Source organism: Nocardioides aurantiacus (assembly GCF_003752505.1).
In the GTDB taxonomy this organism is placed as follows: Bacteria; Actinomycetota; Actinomycetes; order Propionibacteriales; family Nocardioidaceae; genus Marmoricola; species Marmoricola aurantiacus.
On sequence record NZ_RKHO01000001.1, the window covers coordinates 1912355 to 1937505 of the forward strand.

17 protein-coding genes and 2 pseudogenes are annotated in these 25151 nt (G+C 66.7%); 6 read left to right on the forward strand and 13 right to left on the reverse strand.

The genetic code is table 11. The features are described 5' to 3' along the window. The first annotated feature begins 1099 nt into the window (after window positions 1-1099). Window positions 1100-1327 (forward strand): hypothetical protein, encoded by a 228-nt coding sequence (locus EDD33_RS19715; RefSeq protein ID WP_148077009.1) that lies wholly within the window; start codon window positions 1100-1102, stop codon window positions 1325-1327. 694 nt (window positions 1328-2021) lie between these two features. Here the strand turns inward: EDD33_RS19715 and EDD33_RS09210 are convergent. From EDD33_RS09210 to EDD33_RS09225, 4 genes are all read right to left on the reverse strand, one after another. Then, the gene (locus tag EDD33_RS09210) at window positions 2022-2753 is read right to left on the reverse strand and encodes a hypothetical protein (RefSeq protein ID WP_123390309.1); all 732 of its coding nucleotides are present in this window, start codon (window positions 2751-2753) and stop codon (window positions 2022-2024) included. Then, entirely contained in the window at window positions 2750-3637 is an 888-nt protein-coding gene (locus tag EDD33_RS09215) for a YsnF/AvaK domain-containing protein (protein ID WP_123390311.1), read from the reverse strand. The genes EDD33_RS09210 and EDD33_RS09215 overlap by 4 nt, the downstream gene beginning before the upstream one ends. A gap of 56 nt (window positions 3638-3693) precedes the next feature. Further along, on the reverse strand, window positions 3694-4530 hold the full coding sequence (locus tag EDD33_RS09220; protein WP_123390313.1) for a mechanosensitive ion channel family protein: 837 nt from the start codon (window positions 4528-4530) through the stop codon (window positions 3694-3696). A 797-nt stretch (window positions 4531-5327) separates the two neighbouring features. Beyond that, a complete protein-coding gene (locus tag EDD33_RS09225) occupies window positions 5328-6032 on the reverse strand; it encodes an NAD(P)-dependent oxidoreductase (protein ID WP_170169753.1) in 705 nt (234 codons plus the stop codon). A gap of 294 nt (window positions 6033-6326) precedes the next feature. Here EDD33_RS09225 and EDD33_RS09230 point away from each other — a divergent pair, with 294 nt between their 5' ends. Continuing rightward, window positions 6327-6821 (forward strand): MarR family winged helix-turn-helix transcriptional regulator, encoded by a 495-nt coding sequence (locus EDD33_RS09230; protein ID WP_170169754.1) that lies wholly within the window; start codon window positions 6327-6329, stop codon window positions 6819-6821. Between the two features lie 178 nt (window positions 6822-6999). Here EDD33_RS09230 and EDD33_RS09235 read toward each other — a convergent pair whose 3' ends face one another. After that, the gene (locus EDD33_RS09235) at window positions 7000-7857 is read right to left on the reverse strand and encodes an NAD(P)H-binding protein (protein WP_123390318.1); all 858 of its coding nucleotides are present in this window, start codon (window positions 7855-7857) and stop codon (window positions 7000-7002) included. Window positions 7858-7942: 85 nt separating this feature from the next. Here EDD33_RS09235 and EDD33_RS09240 point away from each other — a divergent pair, with 85 nt between their 5' ends. Both EDD33_RS09240 and EDD33_RS20865 read left to right on the forward strand, forming a co-directional pair. Continuing rightward, complete coding sequence (locus tag EDD33_RS09240) at window positions 7943-8668, forward strand: TetR/AcrR family transcriptional regulator (RefSeq protein WP_123390320.1); 726 nt, start codon at window positions 7943-7945, stop codon at window positions 8666-8668. 195 nt (window positions 8669-8863) lie between these two features. Further along, on the forward strand, window positions 8864-9553 hold the full coding sequence (locus EDD33_RS20865) for a dimethylsulfonioproprionate lyase family protein (protein ID WP_425463862.1): 690 nt from the start codon (window positions 8864-8866) through the stop codon (window positions 9551-9553). Between the two features lie 155 nt (window positions 9554-9708). On the opposite strand, the gene EDD33_RS09250 is transcribed toward EDD33_RS20865, so the two are convergent. From EDD33_RS09250 to EDD33_RS09260, 3 genes are all read right to left on the reverse strand, one after another. Next, window positions 9709-11532 (reverse strand): sensor histidine kinase, encoded by a 1824-nt coding sequence (locus tag EDD33_RS09250; protein ID WP_170169755.1) that lies wholly within the window; start codon window positions 11530-11532, stop codon window positions 9709-9711. A gap of 263 nt (window positions 11533-11795) precedes the next feature. Then, the gene (locus EDD33_RS09255) at window positions 11796-14273 is read right to left on the reverse strand and encodes an ATP-binding protein (protein ID WP_123390325.1); all 2478 of its coding nucleotides are present in this window, start codon (window positions 14271-14273) and stop codon (window positions 11796-11798) included. A 373-nt stretch (window positions 14274-14646) separates the two neighbouring features. Continuing rightward, window positions 14647-16746 carry an MMPL family transporter gene (locus EDD33_RS09260; protein ID WP_123390327.1) on the reverse strand — a complete coding sequence of 700 codons (2100 nt, stop codon included), beginning with the start codon at window positions 16744-16746 and terminating at the stop codon, window positions 14647-14649. Window positions 16747-18164: 1418 nt separating this feature from the next. Here EDD33_RS09260 and EDD33_RS09265 point away from each other — a divergent pair. Then, window positions 18165-19304, forward strand: coding sequence for a globin domain-containing protein (locus EDD33_RS09265; RefSeq protein ID WP_342773654.1), 1140 nt, complete (start codon window positions 18165-18167; stop codon window positions 19302-19304). Between the two features lie 785 nt (window positions 19305-20089). Further along, window positions 20090-20935 carry a sigma-70 family RNA polymerase sigma factor gene (locus tag EDD33_RS09270; protein ID WP_123390330.1) on the forward strand — a complete coding sequence of 282 codons (846 nt, stop codon included), beginning with the start codon at window positions 20090-20092 and terminating at the stop codon, window positions 20933-20935. 951 nt (window positions 20936-21886) lie between these two features. On the opposite strand, the gene EDD33_RS19720 is transcribed toward EDD33_RS09270, so the two are convergent. From EDD33_RS19720 to EDD33_RS20925, 5 genes and pseudogenes are all read right to left on the reverse strand, one after another. Further along, a complete protein-coding gene (locus EDD33_RS19720) occupies window positions 21887-22081 on the reverse strand; it encodes a hypothetical protein (protein WP_211332490.1) in 195 nt (64 codons plus the stop codon). Further along, a pseudogene (locus EDD33_RS09280) lies at window positions 22078-22374 on the reverse strand (PAS domain-containing protein); the annotation flags it as partial. The pseudogene EDD33_RS09280 and the gene EDD33_RS19720, both read right to left, overlap by 4 nt. Before the next feature lie 885 nt (window positions 22375-23259). Next, on the reverse strand, window positions 23260-24066 hold the full coding sequence (locus EDD33_RS09290) for a hypothetical protein (RefSeq protein ID WP_211332491.1): 807 nt from the start codon (window positions 24064-24066) through the stop codon (window positions 23260-23262). Continuing rightward, window positions 24063-24203, reverse strand: a pseudogene (locus EDD33_RS09295) (DUF2382 domain-containing protein); the annotation flags it as partial. The pseudogene EDD33_RS09295 and the gene EDD33_RS09290, both read right to left, overlap by 4 nt. Before the next feature lie 569 nt (window positions 24204-24772). Next, complete coding sequence (locus tag EDD33_RS20925; protein WP_123390340.1) at window positions 24773-25096, reverse strand: hypothetical protein; 324 nt, start codon at window positions 25094-25096, stop codon at window positions 24773-24775. Window positions 25097-25151 lie beyond the last annotated feature (55 nt).

A 25151-nucleotide genomic window follows, 5' to 3' on the forward strand; every position in this document is an offset into this window, starting at 1 on the left:
GGGCCGGTTGCTGTGTTCTTGCGCGGCGAAACGACCGCGGTCAGGAGTGATTCTCCAGCGACGTGCTCGGCGGTTAGGTCCGGGCCCGGCGGACGAAGAATTGTTGTTGACGTTGCGGATGCGACATACGGCGTAGAGCAGGACGCGGTAACGCTCGTGGGTCTTCGTGCCGGTGTGCGGGTCGAGGCCGACGACCGGCCACCCGATGACGCCGCAGGCGGCGATGAGGAGGACCGCGCAGGCGATGGCGACGAGAAGCTCGCCTAAAGGAGCTGCCAGGCATGTAGGACACAGTGGTGAGGACGGCGTCGTTGGATACCACCAGCGCGACCGACGGCGAGGTTGCCGCGGGCCGCCGTAGGGCATGTACGACACGGTCATCCCACACGGCGACCCGCGCCGACCCACGCACCGCTCAGATGCCTGCTTCCCGCGTCCGGGCACAATGGGATTCCTGGACAACCCCGACCGTTCCGCAAGGTCCGGCCCGGCACCGAACGGGACGTCTAGGCGACGGGCGTGGCTTCTAAGGGCGCTCACTGATCGACAATTTCGCCTCCGGCGGACTTCTTCTCGTACTAGCCGCCTTCCCCTTCTCGGGCGCGTGGATGCTCGCAATCGTCTTCGCTACGTACCTGGCCGCCGGCGGCATGTTCTTCGCCGGCGTCTACGGTCGCAACAACCTCGCCCTGCAGTTCGGCGGCCCTGCCTGGCGTCCAGGGGAGCTACGCGCGTGGTCCGTCGTGGGACGGGTGGTGGGCGCGCTTCGACTAACTCATGCCTGGGGTCCGGTCGGTCACGATGGGCTTGGCGGGCCGGGTGCCGTTCTGGGACCCCCGTGGGCAGCCGCCGGTGGTCGTTGACTAACGCGGGCGGCACGCCTCTGGGGTCACCTTGGCGACTAGGTGCTCATATGGACGACGGGCAGTACGCCTCGGTTTCGCGGTTGAGGTCGCATCGTCCGCTCGTTCGCACCCCAGCCAGCGGACGACTCTGCCATTAGCCCTGCCGGCCACAGTCCGCACCCAGCGGCTGCCGACACAGTGGCACGCTCCTCCGTCGGCTTCCCCGTTCACTTCGGCTCGCTATTTTGCCGACCATGCCCCGGATCTTGGTCGAAGTTCGCGACGGTCGCATTGGCCGCGACCCGGCGCTGGTCACGGGGGAAGGTGGCGAAGTCCTGCACCGGTTCGAGACCAATGTGCCGGTCGACGTCGGCGACCGCATGATGCTCCCTGACGAGACGGAGGTCGAGGTCATCGGGGTCCATGAGCACATCGGCACCACGTGGGCCCAGGTCGTCATGGTCGGCAACATCTGGGACTGACCGGCGCCGGAGCAGGGCGACGGCCCCGAGGACCGGTCCGCGACAAGCGCCTAGGGCCGCTGGGCGACTCCAGCGCCTACTCTCGGCGTGAGATCAGGTCGAGAACCGAGGGTGCTCCGCACCGGAATCGGGTCAACGACCCCGGGCGGACTACGTCTAGCCTTTCCCCTGCTGATCCCTTGCGTGCGCTACCCCATAGCTCGATGGGCATCGGCCCATGCGCGAATTCCGCCGAGGTAACCAGCAGCATCTGTCACCTCTCGACTGACTGACCTATCTCAAGCCAATATCTTCGGGCGCCGCACGTGGTGCTGACCCAGAGTTGCGTCGACACCGGCCTTGTGGCCGCGGAGCCCGGCCGCTATTCGATCGTGTCCGCGGGTGGCGCGTCGCACACGCGGCTCCACGGGACCCATTCCCAGGCGAGGAACTGCTACGCCCCTTGCCGGCCTGAGGTGACCACGCGGGCTCATGTGGCCAAAGTTCTCTTCGCCAAAGGCCGGGCTCGTGGGACACCCGTCTGACCGGGCGGGTCCTGCCGACGCTGCGCGCCCATCGGGCGGGCTTGTCGTTCCCGTCGGCGCGGCCCTCAGCCGAGTGCCGTCGACCGGGTTGAGGCGGATGACAGTTGCGCAGCGAGAGCCGCAGACCTGACGGTCTGCGGCTCTCGCTGTGTTCCAGGTCGTGCGTCAGGTCAGCGACCCAGCCCGGTCTTGTCGACCTTGCGGTGGAACCGCATGCCGGCCAGGCCACCCACGATCGCGCCCAGGAGCGTGGCCGCGAGGACCGCGACCAGGGCGATGATGCCGCCGGTGGTGAGGTCGCCCTCGCTGACCGGGATGCGCGGGAAGCTGTTGAGCTGCGAGAGCACGTTGTACTTCGCTCCGAACACGGCCCCCAGCACGGCCACCACGATCGCGACCACGATGGCCCAGACCCACACGGCGATGCCCTGCTTGATGCCGTCAAAGCGCGCCATGCGGGCGGCCACGTAGCCACCGCAGTAGTACGCCACGAACAGCACGACCAGCAGGACGATGCCGCTGACGATACCGATCGTGTCCGCCGAAGCCTTCGCGCTGCTGGCGCTCGTAGCTCCAGTGGAGAGCCCGACGGCAGCACCGGCGGCCGTCGCGATGGCCGTGAGCAGCACGCCCACGCCGACGGCGGTCAGGAAGCCGAAGAACGCCGACCCGATCTTGACGCCGCCGTGCTCGGCCTTCTCGCGAGCGACCACCTCGCGGCGGTCGGGGGGCGCGACGCCACGGTCGTGGTCGTCACGGCCGCGGTGGTCACGGTCACCACGGTCGCGGTCGCCACGGTCGTGGTCGTCACGACCCGGGTGGCCGGGGTCCCTGTCGGCGCCGAGGGCGTGTGCCCCGTCGTCGGAGGAGCGGCCCGTCGTAGCGCGGTTGCTGTCCCTCATCGACGCTCACCGGTGCTGCCCGGGGTGCCGTCGGTGTCGGCGTCAATCTGCTCCTTGCGGACCTGCTCGGTGACCGTCTCGTCCTCGGTGACGGTGTCCTTGCCGACGCGCACGCGCTCGACGGGGACCGTCTCCTTGTCCACGACGACGCGCTCCTGCTTCAGCTCGACCTCGTGCTCCTCCTCGGTCAGGTCACCACCGGACACGGCGTCGCCACGGTTGGCGTCGGTGATCGGCTCGCGCTCGATCCGGACCTCCTCGTGGCTCACCGGCACGGTCTTGGTCACGTTCTCGGTCACGACGTACTTGCGCAGCCGTGCCTTGCCCGCGGTCTCGGTCTGCGTGCCGACCTCGACGCGCTCCTCGGAGCGGGTCATGGCATCGTCGGTGTTCGGGCCCGAGGTGTCGCGCCCCTCGCCGCGGGTGTGGTCCTCACGGTCGAGGTGGCCGCGGTCCGCATCGCCCACCGCACCGGCGGTGCCGGTCGAGCGGGTGGTGTCGGTGTCGTGGCCGGTGTCGTGGCCGGTGTCGTGACCGGCCGAGCGGCCGGAGTCGTCGCCGACGCTGGAGACGCCGTAGTAGGAGAACAGCTCCTGCTCCTGCGCCACCTCGAGGTGACCGTTCTCGTCGTCGACACGCGGGGCGTCCTTGACCTTGTCCTTGGTGTGGGGCACGACGATGTCGTCACCCTGGACCTCGGCGCCGGCCAGCGGCACGAAGCTCTCCGCGCCGCCGAACAGGCCGGTCTTGACGGTGACCCACTCGGGGCGGCCCGACTCGTCGTCGAGGAACACCTGCGAGATGGAGCCGATCTTGGAGCCGTCCTGGCTGTTGACGTTGCCCTTGCCGTTCAGGAGGCTCTGGGCCTGGTCGGTGCTGATCATGTCGTTCTCCCTTGTGTGTGTGGTGCGGTGCGGATGGGTGGTGCCGGTGGTGCAGGTCAGTACCGGGGACGCCCGTCGGCGTCGTCGGCCGGACCGTCGTACTGGTCGTAGGTCTCGGTGGGGGCGGCGTCGACGTAGCCCGCCGACGAGGACCCGCCGCTGGTGCCGCGGTCGGAGACCTGGTCGCGTGCCTGCCGGGCCTGCTCGCGCACGCTCGGCGCGGAGGCGGCGTGCTCGCGGATGCGGGGCGCCTCGTCCTCGGCGTTGGTGAGGTAGCGCTCCCAGCGGTGCTGCATGGGCTTGATGAGGCCGCCACCGGCGCCGACGATGATCACGCCGGACACGGTGGCGAGGATCGCGACCAGCACCGGGGTGGTGACGGTGGTGGCGACGCCGACCTGGTCGAGCGCGGCGACGATGCCGAGGAACAGGATGAAGACGCTCGCGGCGTTGCCGAGGAACTTCCCGTAGGACAGCCCGCCGAGCGTGTTGTCGATCAGGCCCTTGACCGCGGCGGCGACCGCAGCGGCGACGACCACGATGACGATGGCGACGACGAGGCTGGGCAGGAACGAGATGATGCTGGTCAGCAGGTCGGAGACCGGATTGGGACCGAAGACCCCGAACGCCATCTGGAGCACGAACAGCACCAGCGCGTAGTAGACGATCTTGGCGACGATGTCGCTGGCGTCGAGCTTCGACTCGGCCAGGGCGCGCTTGATGCCGCCGCGCTCGACGGCACGGTCGAAGCCGACCTTCTCGAGCAGGCCGGAGATGGCCTTGGAGAGCAACTTGGCCACGATCAGGCCAATAATGAGAATGAGCAGAAATGCGACTAGTTTCGGGACAAACTCGGCAATTGTGCTGAGACCATCGTTCAGTGCTGACTTCATAGGTCGTGCTCCTCGCTCATCGGGGGGCTGCCTCGCAATAATTGAGCCGTACCATGGCCGTGGCCCGAAAGAATTGGCGGCTTCCCGCGCTCGAGCGTCCCCTGACCCAGGCCTGGTAAACGGCAAGAAAACTGCAAGGCGTTCAGTCGGGTACTCCCGCCGGTGCCCGAAGCCATACGGCATAAACCGCGATGAGGAATTTGACCTTGGGTGGGCACGTCGACCCGTCGCGCGAAACTTCCTACGCTGAGGTCCGGGTCGCCGAGCTCAGCGCCACGGCACCACCCGACCTGGCACTCAGCAGCTGTCGCTGGGTGGGTGTGGGCGCAAGACTGGCCTTGGAGTTCTGCTGTGTGCGCAGTGAACGATCTGGGGATCGACTAGGCGCACTGGAGGCCTGATGCCCGCATCGTGGGTAGCCGCCGGAGCCATGTGACCTGCAGAAACAGCGTGCGATTGCTCGCATCCCGAGTGGGCGATCCTACGTACCTCGTTGCCGGGAGTGGTCGACTTAGGACCGGTCTCTTCGCCACGTGGAGCAGAGCGGGGGCAGAACGTTTCGCCGCGTTCACGAACGAACCAGTCGATGACGCGCCCGTTCTACCGGTCCGCGTCGTCGCTAGCCAGGTAGCGATGCGACGCTCGGACCTCCCCCGTGGGTGGAGCTGTTTCATCAAGCAGCTCGGCGGTCCGTCGGTTGTCGACGCGACCTCGCGTACCGGGGCGGCAAGGCTGAGGGTTTGCCAACTCGCGAAACGCCCGTTTTCCCATCGCCGCCGTGGCCCCGGCTGACAAAGTTACGACTTGCCAAAAGCCTCTCGAAAAAAGGAGCCCGGCGAAGGCGTCGACGAGCGCGTGATGATCTCGATCACCGATCGTGGATGGCGGGGCGTGGTCGCCTCCAGGATCAGAGCCTCGGCTAAGTCGGCCCGTGAGGTGACGCGGTTTCCAGGCAGTCGTCGCATCGAGATCTCGTAGTCGTCGGTGGGCTCGCTCAGGTTGAACAGACCACCTGGGCGCACGATCGTCCAGTTCACCGTGCTGGCGCGCACTAGCGACTCCATGCGTTCCATGTCGTCGTACAGGGTTCGCCCCAGAACGTTGCGCAGCAGCGGCTCGAGGACCTTGGTGCCGAACAGGGACGCGCCGGGTGGGGGCTTCTCAGTCGAGAGTGTGGTGGAGGTGACGCAGACCAGACGCTCGACATGACTGCTGACCATTGCGCCGAGGATATGAGTGATACCTGCGGAGTAGACCGTGATGGGCTTTCTGCTGAACGGCACGCCGTAGGTCGAGATGACCGCCTCGGGCTGGGTGTCGAGCACCGCGCCGACGCCGTCGACATCGGTGACGTCAGCGGCTAGCACGACTAACTTGCGGTCCCTGATTGGATAGTGGTCGGGTTTGCGCGTCACCGCTGTGACGCGGTGGCCGGCGGCGAGAGCTTGCAAAACGACGAGACGGCCGGTCGGGCCGTTAGCGCCGAAAACTGCGAGATGCATGGCTATATCTCCTGCTGGTGTTGCTAGGTGTGTCGCTAGTCGCGGAGCGACGCCGCGCGGCGCTGTACACACGCCGCGCGCTCGCCACGGGGACGACCTTTGAGTGACGGGTCGCGTCACGACGTGTTTTTTGTACCCCCGGCACCACCGGCGGGCACCGTGCACGTTCGGACGCATGCCGCACCTTCGGTCTCGGATGTGTGTTGCCTTGTACGGCCAGTCGTGGACACCCGATACCCTTCGATGAGCAAGCTGATGAACGGTTCGCTATCTTGATCATGGAGAGTACTGCTCGTGACTGACGCTCACAACATCCGGCTGGAACTGGTGCGGCTTACACAGCAGCTGATCGTCGACGGCAATAAGGTCGTTCAGGCTTTCGCGACTCGGCACGGCCTACACCCCACCGACGTGGAAGCACTGGCGCTAGTCCGAGTTGCCCAGGACCGCGGCAAACCCTTGACCGCAGGAGCGCTGGCCACTGACTTGGGGTTGACCTCAGGCGCCATCACCGCCCTGGTCGATCGGCTCGAACGCACCGGGCACATCAGTCGCGTGCGCGACAACGCCGACCGTCGCAAGGTGTTCTTGCATTACTCCATCGCAGGACTTGCGCTGGCTGACGAGTTCTTCGTGCCGCTGCTGGAGCGCAGCGTAGGGAGCTTGGACGAGTTCACCGACGAGGAGCTTGCGATAGCGCATCGGTTTCTAACGGTGACCGGCGTCGCGATGACCACCCACCGTGGCTCGCTTGTCGGCCACTCCTCGTCGCCGACGACGCCGAACTGAGGCGCGGCGAGGTTTCCCACTGGTGCAGCGGCCGACGCCCCCAACCTCATTTTGCTCGTTGAGGTGATCTCCTGGAGGGGTCGCCTCGGTTCTCTTCCAGACCTAGTTCTGGCGGTCGGGCTTGGGACCGCGTCCGCGTTATTCTCCCGCCCCATGGACGCGGTTCACGGTTCTCAATTCATCCCTGAGACGGTTGGGCCAGGACCTCGCTCGCACTTACCGGATCCCGACCCAGAAGACGCCCCATGGCTGGGTCCGTACCAGCGAAGAAGCCGCCCGCGGCGGCGAGGTAGATGCCGAGGGTGAACCGCGCAACAGTCTCCGGCCGGCCCGCGGCCACCTGCGCAGCCACCCAGGCCTCAGGGTCCACCACCTCGCACGTGATGGTCCGACCCGACAGCTCGGACGCGACCACCGCCATCTGGGTGAAAGTCGGGGCCTCGCCGCCGGTCAGCGTCACAGGTCCGTCGAAGCCGCCGTCAGCGAGTACGACGGCTGCGGCTGCCTGCGCGGCGTCATCGCGGCTAGTCCATGAAACGGGGCCGTCGGCCGGAACGGTGACGACGCCTGTTTCCTGCCAGGGGCCCATCAGCCACGCCAGGCTGTGCGCATAGAACCCGTTGCGCAGCGCCGTCCACGCTAGCCCGGAGTCCTTGAGCAGCTGCTCGGTCTCGGCGTGGACTCGCGCTGGGGCGAATGGGCTCGCGAGGGCCGCGCCCTGGTGGCTGGTGTAGAGCACGCGGCCGACCCCGACCGACGTCGCCGCTTCTACCGCGTGGCGGTGCAGCTGCACCGTGTCGGCGCCAGGATCGTTGGAGGACACCAGCAGCAGCTGGTCGGACCCCTCGAAGGCCGCATGTAGGGACGCGGGGTCCGCATAGTCACCGCGGCGTACGACGACACCACGATCGGCGAGAGGGCGGACCCGATCGGGATCGCGCACCACGACAGTGAGGTCGTTGGGGTCCAGCTCCAGCAGCAGGTGTTCGACGGTGGCGCCGTTGAGGGCGCCGGTGGCTCCGGTGACGGTGATCATGACGTGTCCGTTCGTTATCGATGAGAGCATCTTTGTGGTATCAGCATTACTACCATCGGTAACAAACAGACGCTAACGTTGGTACATGCCTTCTCGGACAACCACTTCGTCGGACGTTCGGTCGCGCATCATCGACGCAGCCGCACGGTTGCTCAGCGAGGGCCCCGACGCGGTCACCACGCGCCGGGTGGCCGAGCACGCTGGAGTGCAGGCGCCGGCGATTTACCGCCTCTTCGGCGACAAGGATGGCCTGCTGGACGCCGTAGCCGAGTACGTACTCGCGACCTATGTCGCATCGAAAGCCTCGGTGGTGGAGTCGGCCGCGGTCCAGGACGTCGACCCACTTGGGGACCTCCGGGCCGGGTGGGACGCCCAGATCCACTTCGGGCTGACCAACCCTGCCGTTTTCCGCCTGCTGAGCGACCCCGACCGCGGACCAAGCTCACCGGCGGCCGAGGCTGGCCGCCGCGTGCTGGCCGCACGCATTCGCCGGCTGGCCGAGGCGGGCCGGCTGCGCGTCAGCGAGCGGCGAGCCACCGACCTCGTCCACACCGCTGGTACGGGTGCGGTACTTACGCTGCTGGCGACGCCGCCCGAGGAGCGCGACCCCGGTTTGGCCGACGCGATGCTTGAGGCAGTGCTGACTCAGGTGCTTACTGACGCGCCGGCGGCCGATGACAGCGGGGTCATGGCCACAACGGTGAATTTCCGGGCGCTGGTGCCGCGCCTGGATGCGCTAAGCCAGCCCGAGCGGAGGCTGCTCCTCGAGTGGCTCGACCGCGTCCTCGAGACTGGTGCCACGACCGGCTGAGCACACTGGCCCGGTCTTGTGAGGACACCGGCACTACGCCGGGCTCACGCGTCGGTCCGTCGAGGCCTAGGGTGGCGCCCGGACGCGGCGAAACGAAGGCACCGGCCTTTTGCCATGACCCAAGGAGCCGACATCGGGCGCGCGGGCGACAAACGACGGATCCGCAAAGCTACGGCGGGTGGGGGTGCTCATCGCATGGTGGTAGAGCGGACGGGGACTGCAGACGACATCGTGACCGTAGCGAGCTTTGTGCGGGATCAATTGTTAGCTGCAGGGTTCGCCACCCAGGCGCAAGCGCTGGAGGGGCTCGACGTACAGAGCGTGGCGAGGACGGAGCCGGTTGCCGGTTTGCCGGTCCTCTCCCATCTACAGGACGCCGTCGAGCTAGCCCGTCAAGTACTACCTGAGAGCGTTGGTCGCGCACTGGCGTGCTCCGCGGGTAATGCAACGTGGACGCAGACCGAGGCCTACCTGCGCGAGCCGCCTAGCCCCACGTTTGTTGCGGGGTACGCGCACGCAACTCTCGCTGGTCCACCGGACCTGGCTTCTGAGACTGTCGAGAAACAGCCGGCTGTCGACGTGCTGACTCGCGGTGTCCCCGTAGCCCTGGGGCTACTTCTGCTGGCGCCGGGCCTGCGCTATCCGCACCATCAGCATCCCGCTGACGAGCTCTATGTGCCGCTATCCCGGGCCAAGTGGTCGCATGGCCAGACCGAGCCGTTCGACGAGCAGCCTGTAGGGGTGCCTCTGCACCACCGTCCCGGTCAAGCACACGCCATGGCCACAGGTCAGACCCCGTTGCTCGCCATGTACGTGTGGACCGGAGCCGTCACAGTTTCCGCCTCTTGGTGCCGATCCACGCCGCCGGTGGGCCCGCAGTCCTGATGCTGGCTGCCATCGCAGTGGGGCAGCATGACCTCGGGCTGGCACACACGATCCGCGACGCCGCGCTGACCCCGTCCTCACCAACGCACCCGTCAACGCCGGGGGTCAGGCTGCTGAGCGTTGAGGGGCGCGGTTTCGTTCGCTCCCGGGCACAGTCACCTAGTGACCCAGGCGGCAGGGGTGAGGGCCGAGCCCGGGAGATAAACCTGAACCGTTGTGCCCCGCCCCAGCGCGCTATCAACACGCAGTGTCCCCCCGTGCCGGGCGACGATGCGATGCACGATAGCGAGCCCGAGGCCTGTACCCGGTTGAGCCAGAGCCTCGGGGTTGGTCGATCGAAAGAACTCGGTGAACAGCAGTTCTTGATCAGCCTCAGAGACGCCGATCCCATCGTCAGCACACGTGAATATGACGTCATCCCCGTCTTCACCAAGCTCAAGGTGCACTGATCCCCCATCGCGGGTGTACTTGATCGCGTTGCTCACCAAGTTCGCCAGTACTCGACGCAGTCCCTCTGAATCCCCTCGGACGGGTCGGGTCTCGGTTCCGGCCGGAATGTGCAGCGTGATCTTCCGTTGCTCTGCGTGAAGTTTGGCGTCTGCGACAACATCGACGAGCAGCACCCTTAGCTGCACCTGTGTGGTCGAGGCGAGCGGCGACTTGTCACCGTCCTCCACGTGGCTGAACTCCAAGAGGTCGTCAACGATCCCGGTCAACCGTTCGGCGCCGCGCTGCAGCGCGCCTAGCGATGTTGCGGCGGCTTCTCGAAGGCCAGGCACGGACTCGAGCAGTTCGACATGGCCAACGATCACGCCGAGCGGGTTCTTCAGTTCATGCGAAACCGTGGCAAGGAGTTCACGTCGGTATTGGTCGAGACGCTGAAGTTCGGCAACCAGCTGTTGCTCTCGCGCGTGAGTCCTGACATTGAGCAGAGCTCGACCCAGATCACGCCCGACCCCGAGGGCAGCCGCGCTCTCATGTTCTGTCCAGCGATCTTCGCGCCCATCTCGGACCACGACGAGGACACCGAGGGCGTCGAGCCCGGCACCGAGAGGAATGAGCAGCAACTCGTCAGCACCCTGGTCACCCAGGAACGTCGTCAGGTCCCCCACATGCTGTGACTCGAACTGATCGTCTCCCCATAGCCTGCCGGGTTCGACAATGACAACTGAATGGGTTCGCCAGGCCCGGCGGGTCGCGGCCTCGATTGCTGGCCACAGTGCAGTGGGCAGTCCCATGACCGGGTCGACGGGTCCCAGCTTTTCATGCACCAGATCAAAGATGTGCATGGTGACTGATCGAGCGCGGAACCCGGCCGTCAGCTCGGGTTGTGCGGTGGCGACCAGATCGGGAAACGTAAGGCACGATTCGGCTTCCCGCACGATGTTGCGGGCAGTGGCATCGAGCCTTGATTGCCTGCTCAACTCCTCGCGTTCGATCATGGCCAACGCAGCTTGCAACGACGGTTGGAGGTGCTCGGCGATAGCCAGGAGCACGTCGGCCGGTGGTCTGCGGCCAGTCACTGGCTCGTCGAGGTGGAACAGTCCCCGGGTTCGGCCCGATGGGTCGATCAGGGGGGCCACGAACATGTCGAGCGGCTGCCAGACCTGCGGGTCTCGCGATTCGGCAAGGACAGGAACGTATCCATACCCGCGGACGGCAGCAGCGAGATCGGCGTCCATATGGTCTTGCTGGAGATACACGAAGCTGCCGCACCGCCACCCCTCGTCGAGGACCCTACTGACGTGGGTCATCGAGAAGCTGTTGCCCACCTCGGCGGTTTCCTCGTGACCCCCTGTGAAGGTGACGAGCTCGAGGAGACCATCGCGGCGCAACACTTCGATCGCGCAGACATCGAATCCTGATCGCGTGCGTGCGTCCTCAGCTAGTGCTCGCAACTGCGAGCGCACAGCCGGGCCGCCCCAGCTGTTCGCGCGCGCCGTCGCAGCAGGCAGGGCTACCTCGAGGTGGTCATCCACCGCGCTCCCCACCCTTGACCCAAGCAGTTCTCGACCCACGCTCAGAGTCGCGACGACCGACTGCATCGTTAGCCATTTCTGTACCCGGAGCCAGGTCAGTGACACGGCTGCGCCGCGTCAAAGACATGCTCGGCGATGACACAGCAGCTCCACGATCAGGACGGGGGTCGACCCGGCGCCCTCGCGGGGCGATGTTGGGTTCCGTGCCGTGCTCGACGCGCCGTCTGCCGTTCGTGTTGCCCGCTCACTACGGTGCATTCGCGTCATCTCGTCACGACCTCTGACCTTGGCGCTGAACTGATGGTGTGCAGGTGTGCGTCCGGCGTGCGCGGGGGCGCACCCAACTTGACCGGCCTGATCGACCCGACCTGACCGTCACGTGAGGAAGGAGCGGGCGGCAACGCGTCGGTGAAGCGTGGCAACGTGACGGTGACGGTGGTTCCCACCTTGGGCTCGGAGGACATCTCGATCTGTCCGCCGTGCAGAGTCACGATGCCCTTGACGATGGTCAAGCCGAGTCCCGTGCCTTGGATCGCGTTTTCTGTCGCCGTCGTGGAACGGAAGAACCTCGTGAACAAGTGCGCCTGCTCGACGAGCGGGATGCCCAGACCGCTGTCGCGCACGACGATCTGTCGCAGCTCTGAATCGTCGTGGAGGAACACGTCGATGACGCCGCCGTCGGGGGTGAACTTCACTGCGTTCGTCAGCAGATTGAGCAGCATGCGTTCCAGCTGCCTCGCGTCGGCACGGTGGTGCACCGGCTCGCTGGGCACGTGGTAGCGCACCAGGAGCTCACGGCCTACGAGCAAGGCCGCGAGCGAATCCCCTGCGTCGCCGACAACCGCACGCAGGTCGGTCTCGGCGATGTCGAGCTTCATGGTGGAGGCTTCGATGTTGGACAGAGTGAGCAGGTCCTCGACAAGGAGCAGCAACCTCCGCGAATTGCGGTCGACGCGCCCCAGGACCTCGAGCTGATCTTGGGTCAGTTCGCCGTAGGCACCGTCTTCAAGCACCTCGGTGTATCCCATGATGCTGGTGATCGGCGTCCGGAGTTCGTGGCTTACGGTGGCTACGAAGTCGCCCTTGGTGCGCTCCAGTTCTCGCAGCTGCTCTACAGCGTTTCGCTCATGCTCCAATGTGGCCAGGAGCGCCCGGTGGGCGGACTCGCGTTCGGTCACGTCCTCAGCGGTCGCGAGGTAGCCGCAGAAGACCCCCGAAGCGTTCGGGATCGCTGTCAGGGTCATCCGGATGGTCCGTTCGTCGCCACTGGGCCGACGGACCTGCCACAGCCGGCTGCGAACACCAAGCCCCACCATGGCGCCGGCGATCTCAGCGAACGTGGCCGGTGCGTGGACCGCGGCACCGTGTCGGTGCAGTTCTTCTTGGCCGAACAGGTCGTCAGGCGCCCGACCGACGACGTCTTGGGCGCTGCGCCCAAGGATCTTCTCGGCACCCGGGTTGAACAAGGTGACCTTGCCGTTGGCGTCGGTGGCGATGACGGCGGTACCTGTCGCAGCGTCGACGAGCGACTCCAACGTGTCGCGCTCTTGATCTGCCCTATCAACCGCTCGCCGCTGTTGGGTCACCATGACTGACAACGGCAGCAGGATCAGCCCACAGTCGAGAAGGAACAGCTGCAACACACCCAGGGCGAGTTCGGGGGCGATGTCGAGCATGTCCACGGCAGCGTGGACCGGTCCCAGCCCCGAAGCCGTGAACACCGTGCCGATGACCCCCACCACGGTGAGGACGATCGTGGACTCGCGCAAGCTTCCTCGGAAGGCGTGCCAGGTGAACATGGGCATGACTGCGAAAATGAGCTGGGGAGCTCCCGTTGGCACGAAGACGACGATGGTCGTGACGACTGTGATGACGAGCTGGACCGCTCGCTCTCCCGTCGTGGCCAGGGCCCGGTGGGAGACCGTCTCCAGAAACAACGGAAGCAGAATCATGATCGCTGCTGCGTGAGCGCCTGCCGACGCCAAGACGCTCAGGCCAGCGTGGCCACGACCGAGCAAAAGGTCGGTGAGGCCGTATCCGGCTCCGGCCACAAGTGATCCGGCAGCGATAGCCCCGATCATTCGCGACACGTCGCCTTGGTCCATCAACGCCACCCGCTGAGCGGTGCGTCTGCCGACCAAGACGTGACGAACCACCCACACACTCGCCACGCTGCTCACACCGAACCCGAAGGCTGCGGCAGCGTCGTAACCGTGCAGCAGATGCGCGGCCACCATGAGGAGAAGCGTGAGGGCAAGTACACCGGGTCGGCGACGCGCGGGCGAGGTCAGGTACAGGCCGCTAGCCAGACCGGCAGCCGGCCAGACCGTCGGTGCCCCGGATGCGCCACCCACGGTCAACAACCCGAGCCACGCTGCTACAAAGATGCCGACCAGGAGCGCTGCCAGGCGAACCCGGGACCGCATACTTCGAGATGACACCACGGTGTGCGGCTCGGTCTTGAAGGAATTTATGGCCGCGAACATCTTGCCCCCACATCGTTTTTCATGACACCGATCCGGTTGAGTATGTGCGCCGATACGACCCGTTGCGTCCGATTTGACCGAAATAGATCTGACCTCGGTTGGGCTTGGCCTAGCTCCTGTCGCCGGACGGTGCGTCGTGCCGCGAGGATCAGACTGCGGTTCGACCAAGAGTGACCCGGGCTCAGCCGCGGCGTTCGCACCCCGCGTTGCGCGTGAGCGATAAGGCACCACACCTGTACCTGCACCTCGCGTCATTCAGGCCAGCGCCGTCGTTCTGCACCAGTGGTGCGTTTAGGCCTGGTGCTGGCTCGACGAAATCTGCGCTGGCGGACGAGGGGCTCTCGCAGGTTCCCGAACCCACCTCTGACGTCTCAGCGGGGTGCTTCAACGACGTCCTTCGCCGCCACAGGGGGGTCGAGGGGACCGGGCCCGTTGGGAGTGACTGAGCGTGGCTAAGACCGTTCGCGTCGCGGTGCGCCCCGAACAGCGCGGCAAGCGCCCGCTACCTGCGCCTGGCATCCGCCCGGACCGGGACTGGCGCGCTCACTTCTACCCCACCCCGTCGGGTCGAGTGCCCAGTTAGACCAGGCATCTCCTCGAGGGGTCGGGCGCGGCAGCGGGCCGCGAACTAGCGCGGCGACAGTGGTGAAGGCTCGACGCGCAGCACGCGGGCGATCCCGGATGGCAGCCACCAGTTCCATCGGCCGAACAGGCTGACCAACGCAGGTACGAGCAGGGCACGAACGACGGTGGCGTCGATGAGAATTCCCACGCCAAGGGCTGTTCCGAGCACCTTGATGTCAGTGCCGGGTGCCGAAGCCAGGGCGGCGAAGGCGAAGAAAAGGATCAGGGCCGCCGAGGTGACGAGTCGACCGGTGCGCCCAAGACCAGTGATGACTGCCGCCGCGGTGTCTCCCGTGTTGTCGTACTCCTCGCGCATGCGCGCCAGGATGAACACTTCGTAGTCCATCGACAGACCGAACAGGAAGGCGAAGATCAGCACAGGTAGCCAGAAGGTGATTGCGCCGGTGCCTGAGGTGCTGAAGATGAGGTCCGAGCCGTGCCCCTCTTGCCAGAAGAAGACTACGGCCCCGAAGACCGCCGCAAGCGAGATCAGGTTGAGCAGAACGGCCTTGATCGGCAACAGGATGGACCGGAAGGTCCTGACAAGGAGCAAGAACGTGATCACGGCGATCAGTCCCAGCACGTAGGGGAACTTGTCGTAGACAGCCGTGAAGTAGTCCTCCACCGTCGCTCCGGCGCCGGTGACGAGAACTTCACCTTCGACTGCCTCCTGCACCGCCGAGCGGACGCCGTCGACCACCTCGTTGCCAGAGCTGTCCACGGTCTCGCGCGTGGGCACCACCTCGACAACGGCGAGCGCCGCGGTGGCCGGACCGACTGCGGCCAGGCGTACGCCGTCAACCGACGCAGCGGCCTGCGCTGCCGCTGGAGCCGACGCCGCCGGAACGAGCACCACTATCGGGGTCAGAACACCGCTCTGCACTCCCGAGGTCTCGAGCTTCTGCAGAGTGTCAAACGGGGCCCCGCTGCGGGCGAGTGAATCGATGCCTGAGGTTCCGATCTTCAACCCGAAAACTGGCAGCACGAGAAGCACCAAGATCACTAGCGCAGCCCCGGTAGCCACCCACCGGCGACGCACGATGGCGCGTGCCCAGGCGCTCCAGCCCCGTGAGGCCACCCCCTCTTTTCGGATTCTGGGGTAGTCGATGCGGGGCCCGATCTTGGAGAGCAGTGCTGGCAGCAGGGTGAGTACGACCGCGACACTGACCAGTGGGATGAGCATTCCGCCGAAACCCATGCTGCGCAAGAAAGGCACCGGCACCACCAGGAGGGCGACGAGGCTGATCGCAACAGTCACACCGGAGGCGAGCACTGCGTGGCCGGCGGTCTTCATCGCCACCACGACTGCCTCGTCGTTCTCGCGGCCGTGAGCCCGTTCCTCACGCCATCGCGACACAACGAGCAGGGAGTAGTCGATCGCCACACCGAGCCCGATCAGCGAGATCAGGAACTGCACCACGAAGCTGACGTCACTGAAGGTCGTCAGGCCGAGCACCATCAGGAACGTCGTCAAGATTGACACGGCCGCGATCAGCAACGGCAGAAACGCCAAGAAGGACGCGAACACGAACAGCAGCACCAGCAGCGCCCCTGCGGCGCCGAACAAGGTCTCGGCCAGGACGCTCGGGCCTTCGGTTTCGCCACCAGCGGAAAGCATTCCGTAGGAGGTCACGCCGCTGTCAAACCCAGCGCGACTGGCCGCATCGGTGAGGGCGGGGGCAAGCTTCGCCTCCACTCCGGGCCCGAAGCCGGCTGGCAGCGGACCCTGAACGAGCGCGAAGGTAGTGCGCCCATCCTCGGAAACGAATCCCTCGTCTCCCGTAGTGGCGTAGTTGACCATTCGCACACCGGGGGCTGCCGCTGCCGCAGCATCGAACACGGCTGTGATCGCCTCCGAGCTCTCGGTTACCGTCTCCCCTTCCGGAACGGTGACGACGGCGACGTAGGTGTCGAACGAACTGATGCCGTAGGTCTGCATGAGTTGCTTCTCCGCGGTGTCGCCGGGCTGTCCCGGCAGCGAGAAGTCGAAGGTCAGTCGGTCGCTGAGTTGTCCAGCGGCGAACCCCCCGCACAGGAACATGATCAGCCAGAAGATGCTGACGATGAGTCGGTGACGCATGACGGTTCGTGCCAGACGCTCCACGAGGACTCCTCTGGATGCGTCCCGGACCCATCGTGGGGCAGAACGACGCACCCGTTGAAACTTAGCGCCACGGTGTCTTGCCCGTAAGGCTCACCAGGTTTCCTTCATGTGAAGTCTTACCCGGCTCGGGTGGGGGGGCAGGCGACGCCTCGTGCCTGCTGGATGCGGTGTTGCCCAAGCCTGACTCAGATGCGTCCGAGCCAGAAAGACATCGCTGCGCCTCACGGCACTCTCTCGTGGACTCCCCCACACTGGTGGATGCAGTCAGACGAGCGTCGCGGACGGTGCCAGAGATGCCCTCGGAGGTAACGAACGCCCTGACCAAGCTTAACCACACCGAGCAGCTCTGTGCCCAGCAGGAGATTGTCCGCGCCACCAGCCGCGAAGATTGCATGCGCTGTTTCGCCGGCCAATCGCCAGCGTACGCACTTCTGGTCACAAGCGCACCAATACACGCACCCAGTGGCACAGCCGAGCTGTACCCCTCGCCCGCGGTACTACAGAAATTCTGCCAAAGACCAGCCTTAGTGTCGACGCAACTAGCGACTATGCAACCGATTCCCGTTCCTTTTCGATGCGAGGCAAGGTCGGCGATCTCCTTCTGCGACCGGCGCAGGCGCTGGCGCTCGCGCTGGCGCTGATAGACATCACCAGCTAAGCACGGCAGGCACCATCCGGGCCCCTGAGGTGGTACCCGGCGCCAGCCCCACGACGACGAGCCGTAAACCGCTCGGGGCAGCCGTCACTAAAACTGCACGCCGCGGTCGGCACCGCCACCCAACAGCTTGACCGGGTCACCGAACCGCTCAGGGTCATCGACGCAGACATATTCGCGGCCCTGGACGCCGCTCTTGAACCTGTAGCGCGGCCGCGACTGAATGCAATCACGCAACCACGACGCCCAGGTTGGTCCTACGACCGGCCCGCCAAGGCGACCAGGGTGTTGAAGCCCCGGGGTCAGGCAGCTCGCCCGCGAAACACTTGTCCACGTCCGGGACCTTGCGCGAACGGGACGAGTACTGCTCCTTAGCGCTCCGACATGCGACGTAACACCCTCGCTCCTGGACTGATGGAAGCCCGTTCTTGCAAGTCTTTGCCGGCGTTCTGCCAAATAAACGGTGAATAAGTGCGACAGGTTCCGGCCGGTGGTTGACCGACCCGCGCTCCCGCAGATGGGCCCTCAATGATGGCACGTCCCGGGACCTTCATCGGCGGAGGGGCGTTCGCCTCTCCGCATCCGGGCCGTGTCCTGGTTGTGTGTTGACGGTGGCTCCGCCTCACCGGCCGGAGCCTCTACCACTCCCCCGACACGTCACGGAGACCCTTTGCTGTCCACCAGATCAGCCGCCGTCGTCAAGGCCACGCTGCCCCTCGTCGGGGCGGAGATCGAGAACATCGCACGGGTGTTCTACCGACACATGTTCGCCGCACGCCCCGACTTGGAGCGTGACCTTTTCAATCGCGGCAACCAGGCCCAGGGCGACCAGCAGAGTGCGCTCGCGGGTGCGATTGCGGTGTACGCCACCCTCCTGGTGGCCGACGACGGTCGCGACCCGGTCGAGGTGCTGGCCCGCATCGCCCACAAGCACGCCTCGCTCGGCATCACCGAGGACCAGTACCTCATCGTTCACGAGCACCTGCTCGTCGCGATCGGCGAGGTGCTCGGAGACGCGGTCACGCCCGAGGTCGCCGCCGCGTGGGACGAGGTCTACTGGCACATGGCCGGAGCTCTGGTCACTATCGAGAATCGCCTGTACGCCGACGCCGGAGTCGCGCACGCTGACGTGTGGCGCACCCTGGTCCTAAGACGTTGTCGTCAGGAGTCCCCGGACACCGTGTCGTTCATGCCCGGCGCCGCTGACCACAGCGTCCTGCCACCGGCACGCCCGGGTCAGTACGTCTCGGTCCAGGTGACGCTGCCCGACGGCGCCCGCCAGATCCGCCAGATCCGCCAGTACAGCCTCACCGGCTCCACCGACCCCCAAGAATGGGGGATCCGTGTCAAGGCCGCCCCGCCGGGTCGCGCGGTCGACGGCACCACGACTCCAGCTGGGCAGGTCTCGAACGTCTTGCACGACAACCTCATCGAAGGCCGTCGAATCAGGGCATCGATGCCCTTCGGCGAGCTGGTCCTGGAGGACTCCGACCGGCCGCTGGTGCTGATCTCGGCGGGGATCGGCGCGACCCCGATCTTCAGGCTTCTACGCTACCTGGCCGGGGCCGGCTCGGCCCGCGACGCGCTGGTGCTGCACGCCGTCCGCTCCCCGGCGCAGCACGCCCACCGTCGGGAGTTGAAGGAGCTCGTGGCAGCGATGCCGACGGCGTCCCTGCACCGGTGGTACAAGGACCTCGGCGTCCGCCCGACCCGCGACGCGCTCCAGGCTGGGAGGGTCGACCTCGCGGCGGTGGAGCTCCACACCGACGCCCAGGTCTACCTGTGCGGACCCCTGCCCTTCATGGAGGCCGTACGCGCCAGCCTGATCAACGACCACCACGTCGTCGAGGCCGACGTCCACTACGAGGTCTTCGGGCCCGACACATGGCTGGCATCAGCCTGAGCCGATGCCAGGTCGCGATGGCGGAACGCTCCTCCCTCACCGGAAGGGCTGCAGCGGGCCGTTACGAGCCGGTCCGTCCGCGTTCACTTTCGCCACCACGCGACGGCCTAGTGCGCACCGCCACTGCCTACGCCAGATGGCTCCCCCAGCTCGCGGAGCGACGAAGGACCGTCCCAGCGGTTGGATGACGCCAGGGCGGCCGTGACGCCGGACACCTATAGCCATCTGTGGCCCGCTCGAGGATCGAACGAGCGCACCGTCGCCGACGTCCCGGACGGCTTACGGACCGTGGGCTGGTCAGTCTCCTCGACTTACAGGTCGCAGCGAATGCGGACGGGCTGGCTCCACGGCCGGGGACAGACCCCGCGGAACTGACAAGCGTCGATCTCGTTGGCGCTGACGGGTTGACCCGGCAGCTCGGAGTTGAGCGACGTTTGGCCGAGGAGGGCCCCGCCCGTTCGTTCTGCGGGCTCTAGGCGAACTCCGGGCGGGCCAGATGGAGCACCCGGCGGACGGGCGCTGGTAGCTGCGAAAGCCGCGGCCAGCCCCCGGCCGGTGGGGGGCTGGGTCAGCCGCCCCTGCCAAGTCGCATGTTCACCTGAACAGGTGAAAGGGCGAGCAGACATTGCTTCCACCGTGGCTTACGATGTAAGTTCATCGTGCGCGGCGGGCCGCCGATCTCAATCACCGGCCCGCGTGGGCGGCTAGGAAGCAACAACCCGGCGCATCATCCCCTGTGCTGCAGAAGCCGGCCTCCAGGACCTTTCTTTCGAGAGGCACCGTGCATGCCGACCCACCTTCGAGTCCCCCGTACGCCCACCCGTCGTGTTGCACCGGCCCGGGCGGTCACGCAGGAGCGTCTCGATCGCGCGGATCTGACACGGCGACTCTTCGAGCGCCGCGAGAGCGCAGCGGAAGAAACGGTCCGCCGCGACCTGCTTGAGCAGATCGTCGAGCTCCACCTAGACGTGGCCTCCAGCATTGCCTCTCGCTACCGCTCCAGAGGTGTGGACGCCGACGACCTCGACCAGGTCGCATCCTTGGGGTTGTTCAAGGCTGTGCAGCGCTTCGACGTGCATGCAGGACCCGAGTTCATGTCTTTCGCGCTCCCGACCATCCGGGGAGAGATTCAACGCTACTTCCGGGACCACGGCTGGATGGTGCGCCCGCCGCGTCGCATCCAAGAGCTTCAACAGAGTCTGCGGAGCGCGCAGACCGATCTTGAACGGCTGTTCGGTCGCTCCCCCCGCCCCGGCGAGCTCGCCGCGCACCTGGACGTCAGCACCGAGGACGTCGTTGAAGCGGTCAGCGCCCGTGGTTGCTTCTCGCCCAGCTCCCTGGACCTGCTCACCTCGAGCGACGACACCCCGACTCTCTACGAATTCCTCAGCGTCGACGATCCCGGGCAACCGGCCGTCGAGGCACGCGTCGTCCTCGGCCCCCTGGTCCGCGAGCTCAGCGAGCGCGACCGCCACGTGCTGAGCCTGCGGTTCTTCTCCGGGTGGCCCCAGAGCGAGATCGCTACCCATATCGGAGGGACGCAGGTGCAGGTTTCGCGCCTCCTGGAACGTATCTTGCGCGACCTCCGGCGCGGACTTGGGGAAGAACCGGACCGGGTCCTCTCAACGTGACGACGTGTTTCGACCTGACCCGATCGCCAACCGCACGCCTCGAGCACGGCGCAGCCCCCGACCATGTCGCCATCCTGACCAAGGCGAGCGAGAGACAGGTGTACCGATGCCCCGATACCGACGGCTGTGGTCTGCAGTGGCCGGGTTCGTCCTCGCGCTGTCGTGCGCCGGGGCCGGCGTAGCCGGGCCCATCGTCTGGTACGCCTTCCTGTTCGTCACGGGTGCATGCGCCGCGGCCCTCCTCAATGCCCCCTCACCTCTCCCTGGGCACCGCCACCGGAATAGCCACGCCACGCATGCGCACGTCGCCGGAGTCGGCACCGCTCGCGTTGCCGCTTGGTCCGGCGCCCTGCTGGTGGCCGTGGCCGCGTCCATGCGCCTCTCGCCCTGGCTCACGGTTGCCTTGGGGCTCGTGACGTGTGCGACCCACCCGGCCGTGGCGTCGTACCTACTGGCTCACCACCGGCGACCCACGCGCGTCGAACACCTGACGCGACGCCGCCCACCCACGACCACTGCGAAGGTCACGAGCCCGGCGGAGACGCCGGCGTCGTTGGTCGACCCCCACCACCCGGATGACTCTCCGGACGTCGACCGTCTCGATACCCTCGTGGATGCGGTGTACCTGGAGTACCTAACGAATGCTGAGCTGTGCCTCGCCTGGCGTCAGAGCTACACGTGGCTGCAACGGGCCGAGACAACGGGCCAGCGCAGTCGGGTCGTCGCCTGTCGCGAGCGCTATCTGACGGAGCTGTGCCGGAGGGACGCCGCGGGCGTCGAGGCCTGGCTCCGAGGCGGTGGACGGGCCGCGTCAGGACCCGACAAGTCGATGGGCACCTGAGCCGCAACGGCCCTGAACAGCAGAGGGGTGGCCGTCCTGGCGCGACCTCGGAACGCCCGCGTCGGGACGCGCGCGGGGTGGGTAGAAGTCTAGAGGCCTGCCCGTCGCGATCAGTGGTCGCGCGGCGACGTCGGGCTCCCGACGGGGGTTGAGGCGGTCAGCGGATCGCGGAGGTTGGCCCGCCCGTTCTGCAGCGGTTGTTCGCTGGCAACCAGCTCTACAAGGCCACGGGCGATCGCGTTCAGCTTGACGTTCCTGAACGACGATGCGGTCCGCAGGATCGCAAAAGGCATCGTCGGCTTCACACCCCGGCCGCCGCCATCACGATCCCCTTGGCCTGCTCGATCACCAGCCGGGTCCGCGCGATGGCCTGTAGCGCGGCGTCCACCTCCTGCTGGGTCTCCTCCCGCCGTACCTGGGTCAGGTCGACGAAGAACCCTGTCACCTGCACCACCTCGCCCCGATGGTCCTTCACCCCACGACCGACCGACAACACGCTGTGGACGCGGCTTTTCGCGTCCACGATGCGGTGGTAGCAACTGAAGGGGTCACCCGTGCTGACGGCCTCCTCCAGCATGTCGATGGTCCGCGCGGCATCCTCGGGATGCTTGTGCTTGGATCATCGGCCCAGCGCTGCCTCGACCGCGCCCGGCTCATAGCCGTGCAGGGAGTAGAGCTCGTCGGACCAGGTCCAACGCTCCTGCCGTTGAGTGCCAGAGCACTCAAGGTATTTCCTCTCGTCCAGGGGCAGCTCAGCGGTCCGGGGAAGTCGGACCGGGCCGAAGGCTGTCGTGGTCTGCGATGGACCGGCGGGTCATCGGCGTGACTCGTCGAAGATGGTAGTCACGTGTCGCTCCGGGTGTGAGCCCACGAGGAGGCACCTCACCAAGAACGCACGCGCGGCCTGGCGACTACCGCAGCACGCACCTCGACTGCGGCTGGTGGGTCTCAGCTGACCCCGCCGCCCCGGCCGTCGTGACCAGTTGACGTACTCCTGACCGGGCCCGGCGGGCTGCCGTGTCTTCTCGACGTGCTCGTCGTGGAGGATGTCGCGGAATTGCAGGAAGCTGTAAAAGATCATCGCGCCCGCCACCACCGCCGAGACCATGAGTGACGTCCCGGTGCCCCACCCCCCGGGCAGCCACCAACGCGACGCCAACGGCCGCCACGATGGCGGTGCGGGTTGCAGCCCCCACAGCACCCCGGCGGCCGCCAGCGCGAGGACGGCCGTAGCCGACATCAGGATCCGTGGCCACGAGGAGACGCCGTCCGCCGCGGTGTGCGACGCAGCCATCTTGACCGGCTCGAGGCGCCGGTCGCGGAATCACTGGTGGTGGGGGCATCTCGGCGAGGCCCGGCGTCACGGCTATGGCCACCTCACCGCTCGCCCCTCCGCCGCCGCGTCGGTCGGTGCGACGTGCGCATGAGAGCCGCAGACCACGTGGTCTGCGGCTCTCGTGCGGTTGCGGGTCAGGCGGGTCTATCAGCGACCCAGCCCGGTCTTGTCGACCTTGCGGTGGAACCGCATGCCGGCCAGGCCACCCACGATCGCGCCCAGGAGCGTGGCCGCGAGGACCGCGACCAGGGCGATGATGCCGCCGGTGGTGAGGTCGCCCTCGCTGACCGGGATGCGCGGGAAGCTGTTGAGCTGCGAGAGCACGTTGTACTTCGCTCCGAACACGGCCCCCAGCACGGCCACCACGATCGCGACCACGATGGCCCAGACCCACACGGCGATGCCCTGCTTGATGCCGTCAAAGCGCGCCATGCGGGCGGCCACGTAGCCACCGCAGTAGTACGCCACGAACAGCACGACCAGCAGGACGATGCCGCTGACGATACCGATCGTGTCCGCCGAAGCCTTCGCGCTGCTGGCGCTCGTAGCTCCAGTGGAGAGCCCGACGGCAGCACCGGCGGCCGTCGCGATGGCCGTGAGCAGCACGCCCACGCCGACGGCGGTCAGGAAGCCGAAGAACGCCGACCCGATCTTGACGCCGCCGTGCTCGGCCTTCTCGCGAGCGACCACCTCGCGGCGGTCGGGGGGCGCGACGCCACGGTCGTGGTCGTCACGGCCGCGGTAGTCACGGTCACCACGGTCGCGGTCGCCACGGTCGCGGTCGCCACGGTCGCGGTCGCCACGGTCGCGGTCGCCACGGTCGCGGTCGCCACGGTCGCGGTCGCCACGGTCGTGGTCGTCACGACCCGGGTGGCCGGGGTCCCGGTCGGCGCCGAGGGCGTGTGCCCCGTCGTCGGACGAGCGGCCCGTCGTACCGCGGTTGCCGTCCCTCATCGACGCTCACCGGTGCTGCCCGGGGTGCCGTCGGTGTCGGCGTCAATCTGCTCCTTGCGGACCTGCTCGGTGACCGTCTCGTCCTCGGTGACCGTCTCCTTGCCGACGCGCACGCGCTCGACCGGCACGGTCTCCTTGTCGACGACCTGAGTTGGACATCAGTTGGACATGCCTGCTCAGAGAGCCAGAAAGGTGTCCGGAAAATGACGATGGGCCCCGCAGTGCGGGGCCCATCTGTGGTGTCCGAGGGGGACTTGAACACCCTGAACCACCACAGATTCCCCGCCTGAGGGCGACGAAATAGCCGCTATCTTGTGACTACCTCCGACATCCAAGGGATCCCCGGGGTGCTGCCGGGACCTCCAGGGGACCACAGGTGGGACATGGAATCCAGGCTGAGCGGCGTCCGACCGGGGGTTCACGCACTGCCGGGTAGCGCGTGCTGCAACCTCGACAGACCCCACGCTAGTTGTCGTCAACCTTTGCCGATAAGGGCGAGTCGGTGGTCAGCGGCAATCAACCCACCGAGCGGTGTACGACCGCGACGCACGCGCGGCCCCAACTCTGCACAGGGCAGCACCAACCGGCTACGACCCGAGACGTGGCCACCGAGCGCCACCAAATCGTCACTGAGTAGCACCGTGCGGCCGGTTGATGTTGAAGGTGCGGTTCACATGGTCAGGTGCGGCGTCCGGGGGTGTGGGGCCTACCGGCGCGCCCAGGGACGCCAGATCTGTTGGAACGGAGGACCCGGGCTGGCCGGGGACCAGGTCGAACCGCCGTCGGTGTAGAACCAGCCTTCCTCGAAGGCCAGGCCTGAAACGGACGCGTCCTCGTTCTCCCTGCGGAACTCTGCGAATCCGCGAGTTGCGGCCCACACCGCGGACTCCGCCTGCTGGACGAAGTCGTCTACGTCAGAGTCCGAGGGCGGCGCCACAGCACACTCGTCGCAGCAAGGAACCCGCTCGGAACCCACCTCACCGAACTTCAGCGTCACGCCGGTGCCGGTGAAGAACTCGTGACGGATCACGACGAGCGTCGCAGCTTGAGGTGAGCGGGGTTGTACGGCAAACGACATGACCGGC

Coding starts and splice junctions, on each gene's coding strand:
- EDD33_RS19715 (WP_148077009.1), top strand. CDS start 1,100: ATGCCCCGGATCTTGGTCGAAGTTCGCGACGGTCGCATTGGCCGCGAC.
- EDD33_RS09210 (WP_123390309.1), bottom strand. CDS start 2,753: ATGAGGGACAGCAACCGCGCTACGACGGGCCGCTCCTCCGACGACGGG.
- EDD33_RS09215 (WP_123390311.1), bottom strand. CDS start 3,637: ATGATCAGCACCGACCAGGCCCAGAGCCTCCTGAACGGCAAGGGCAAC.
- EDD33_RS09220 (WP_123390313.1), bottom strand. CDS start 4,530: ATGAAGTCAGCACTGAACGATGGTCTCAGCACAATTGCCGAGTTTGTC.
- EDD33_RS09225 (WP_170169753.1), bottom strand. CDS start 6,032: ATGCATCTCGCAGTTTTCGGCGCTAACGGCCCGACCGGCCGTCTCGTC.
- EDD33_RS09235 (WP_123390318.1), bottom strand. CDS start 7,857: ATGATCACCGTCACCGGAGCCACCGGCGCCCTCAACGGCGCCACCGTC.
- EDD33_RS09240 (WP_123390320.1), top strand. CDS start 7,943: ATGCCTTCTCGGACAACCACTTCGTCGGACGTTCGGTCGCGCATCATC.
- EDD33_RS20865 (WP_425463862.1), top strand. CDS start 8,864: ATGGTGGTAGAGCGGACGGGGACTGCAGACGACATCGTGACCGTAGCG.
- EDD33_RS09255 (WP_123390325.1), bottom strand. CDS start 14,273: ATGACGCGAGGTGCAGGTACAGGTGTGGTGCCTTATCGCTCACGCGCA.
- EDD33_RS09265 (WP_342773654.1), top strand. CDS start 18,165: ATGTTCGCCGCACGCCCCGACTTGGAGCGTGACCTTTTCAATCGCGGC.
- EDD33_RS09270 (WP_123390330.1), top strand. CDS start 20,090: ATGCCGACCCACCTTCGAGTCCCCCGTACGCCCACCCGTCGTGTTGCA.
- EDD33_RS09290 (WP_211332491.1), bottom strand. CDS start 24,066: ATGAGGGACGGCAACCGCGGTACGACGGGCCGCTCGTCCGACGACGGG.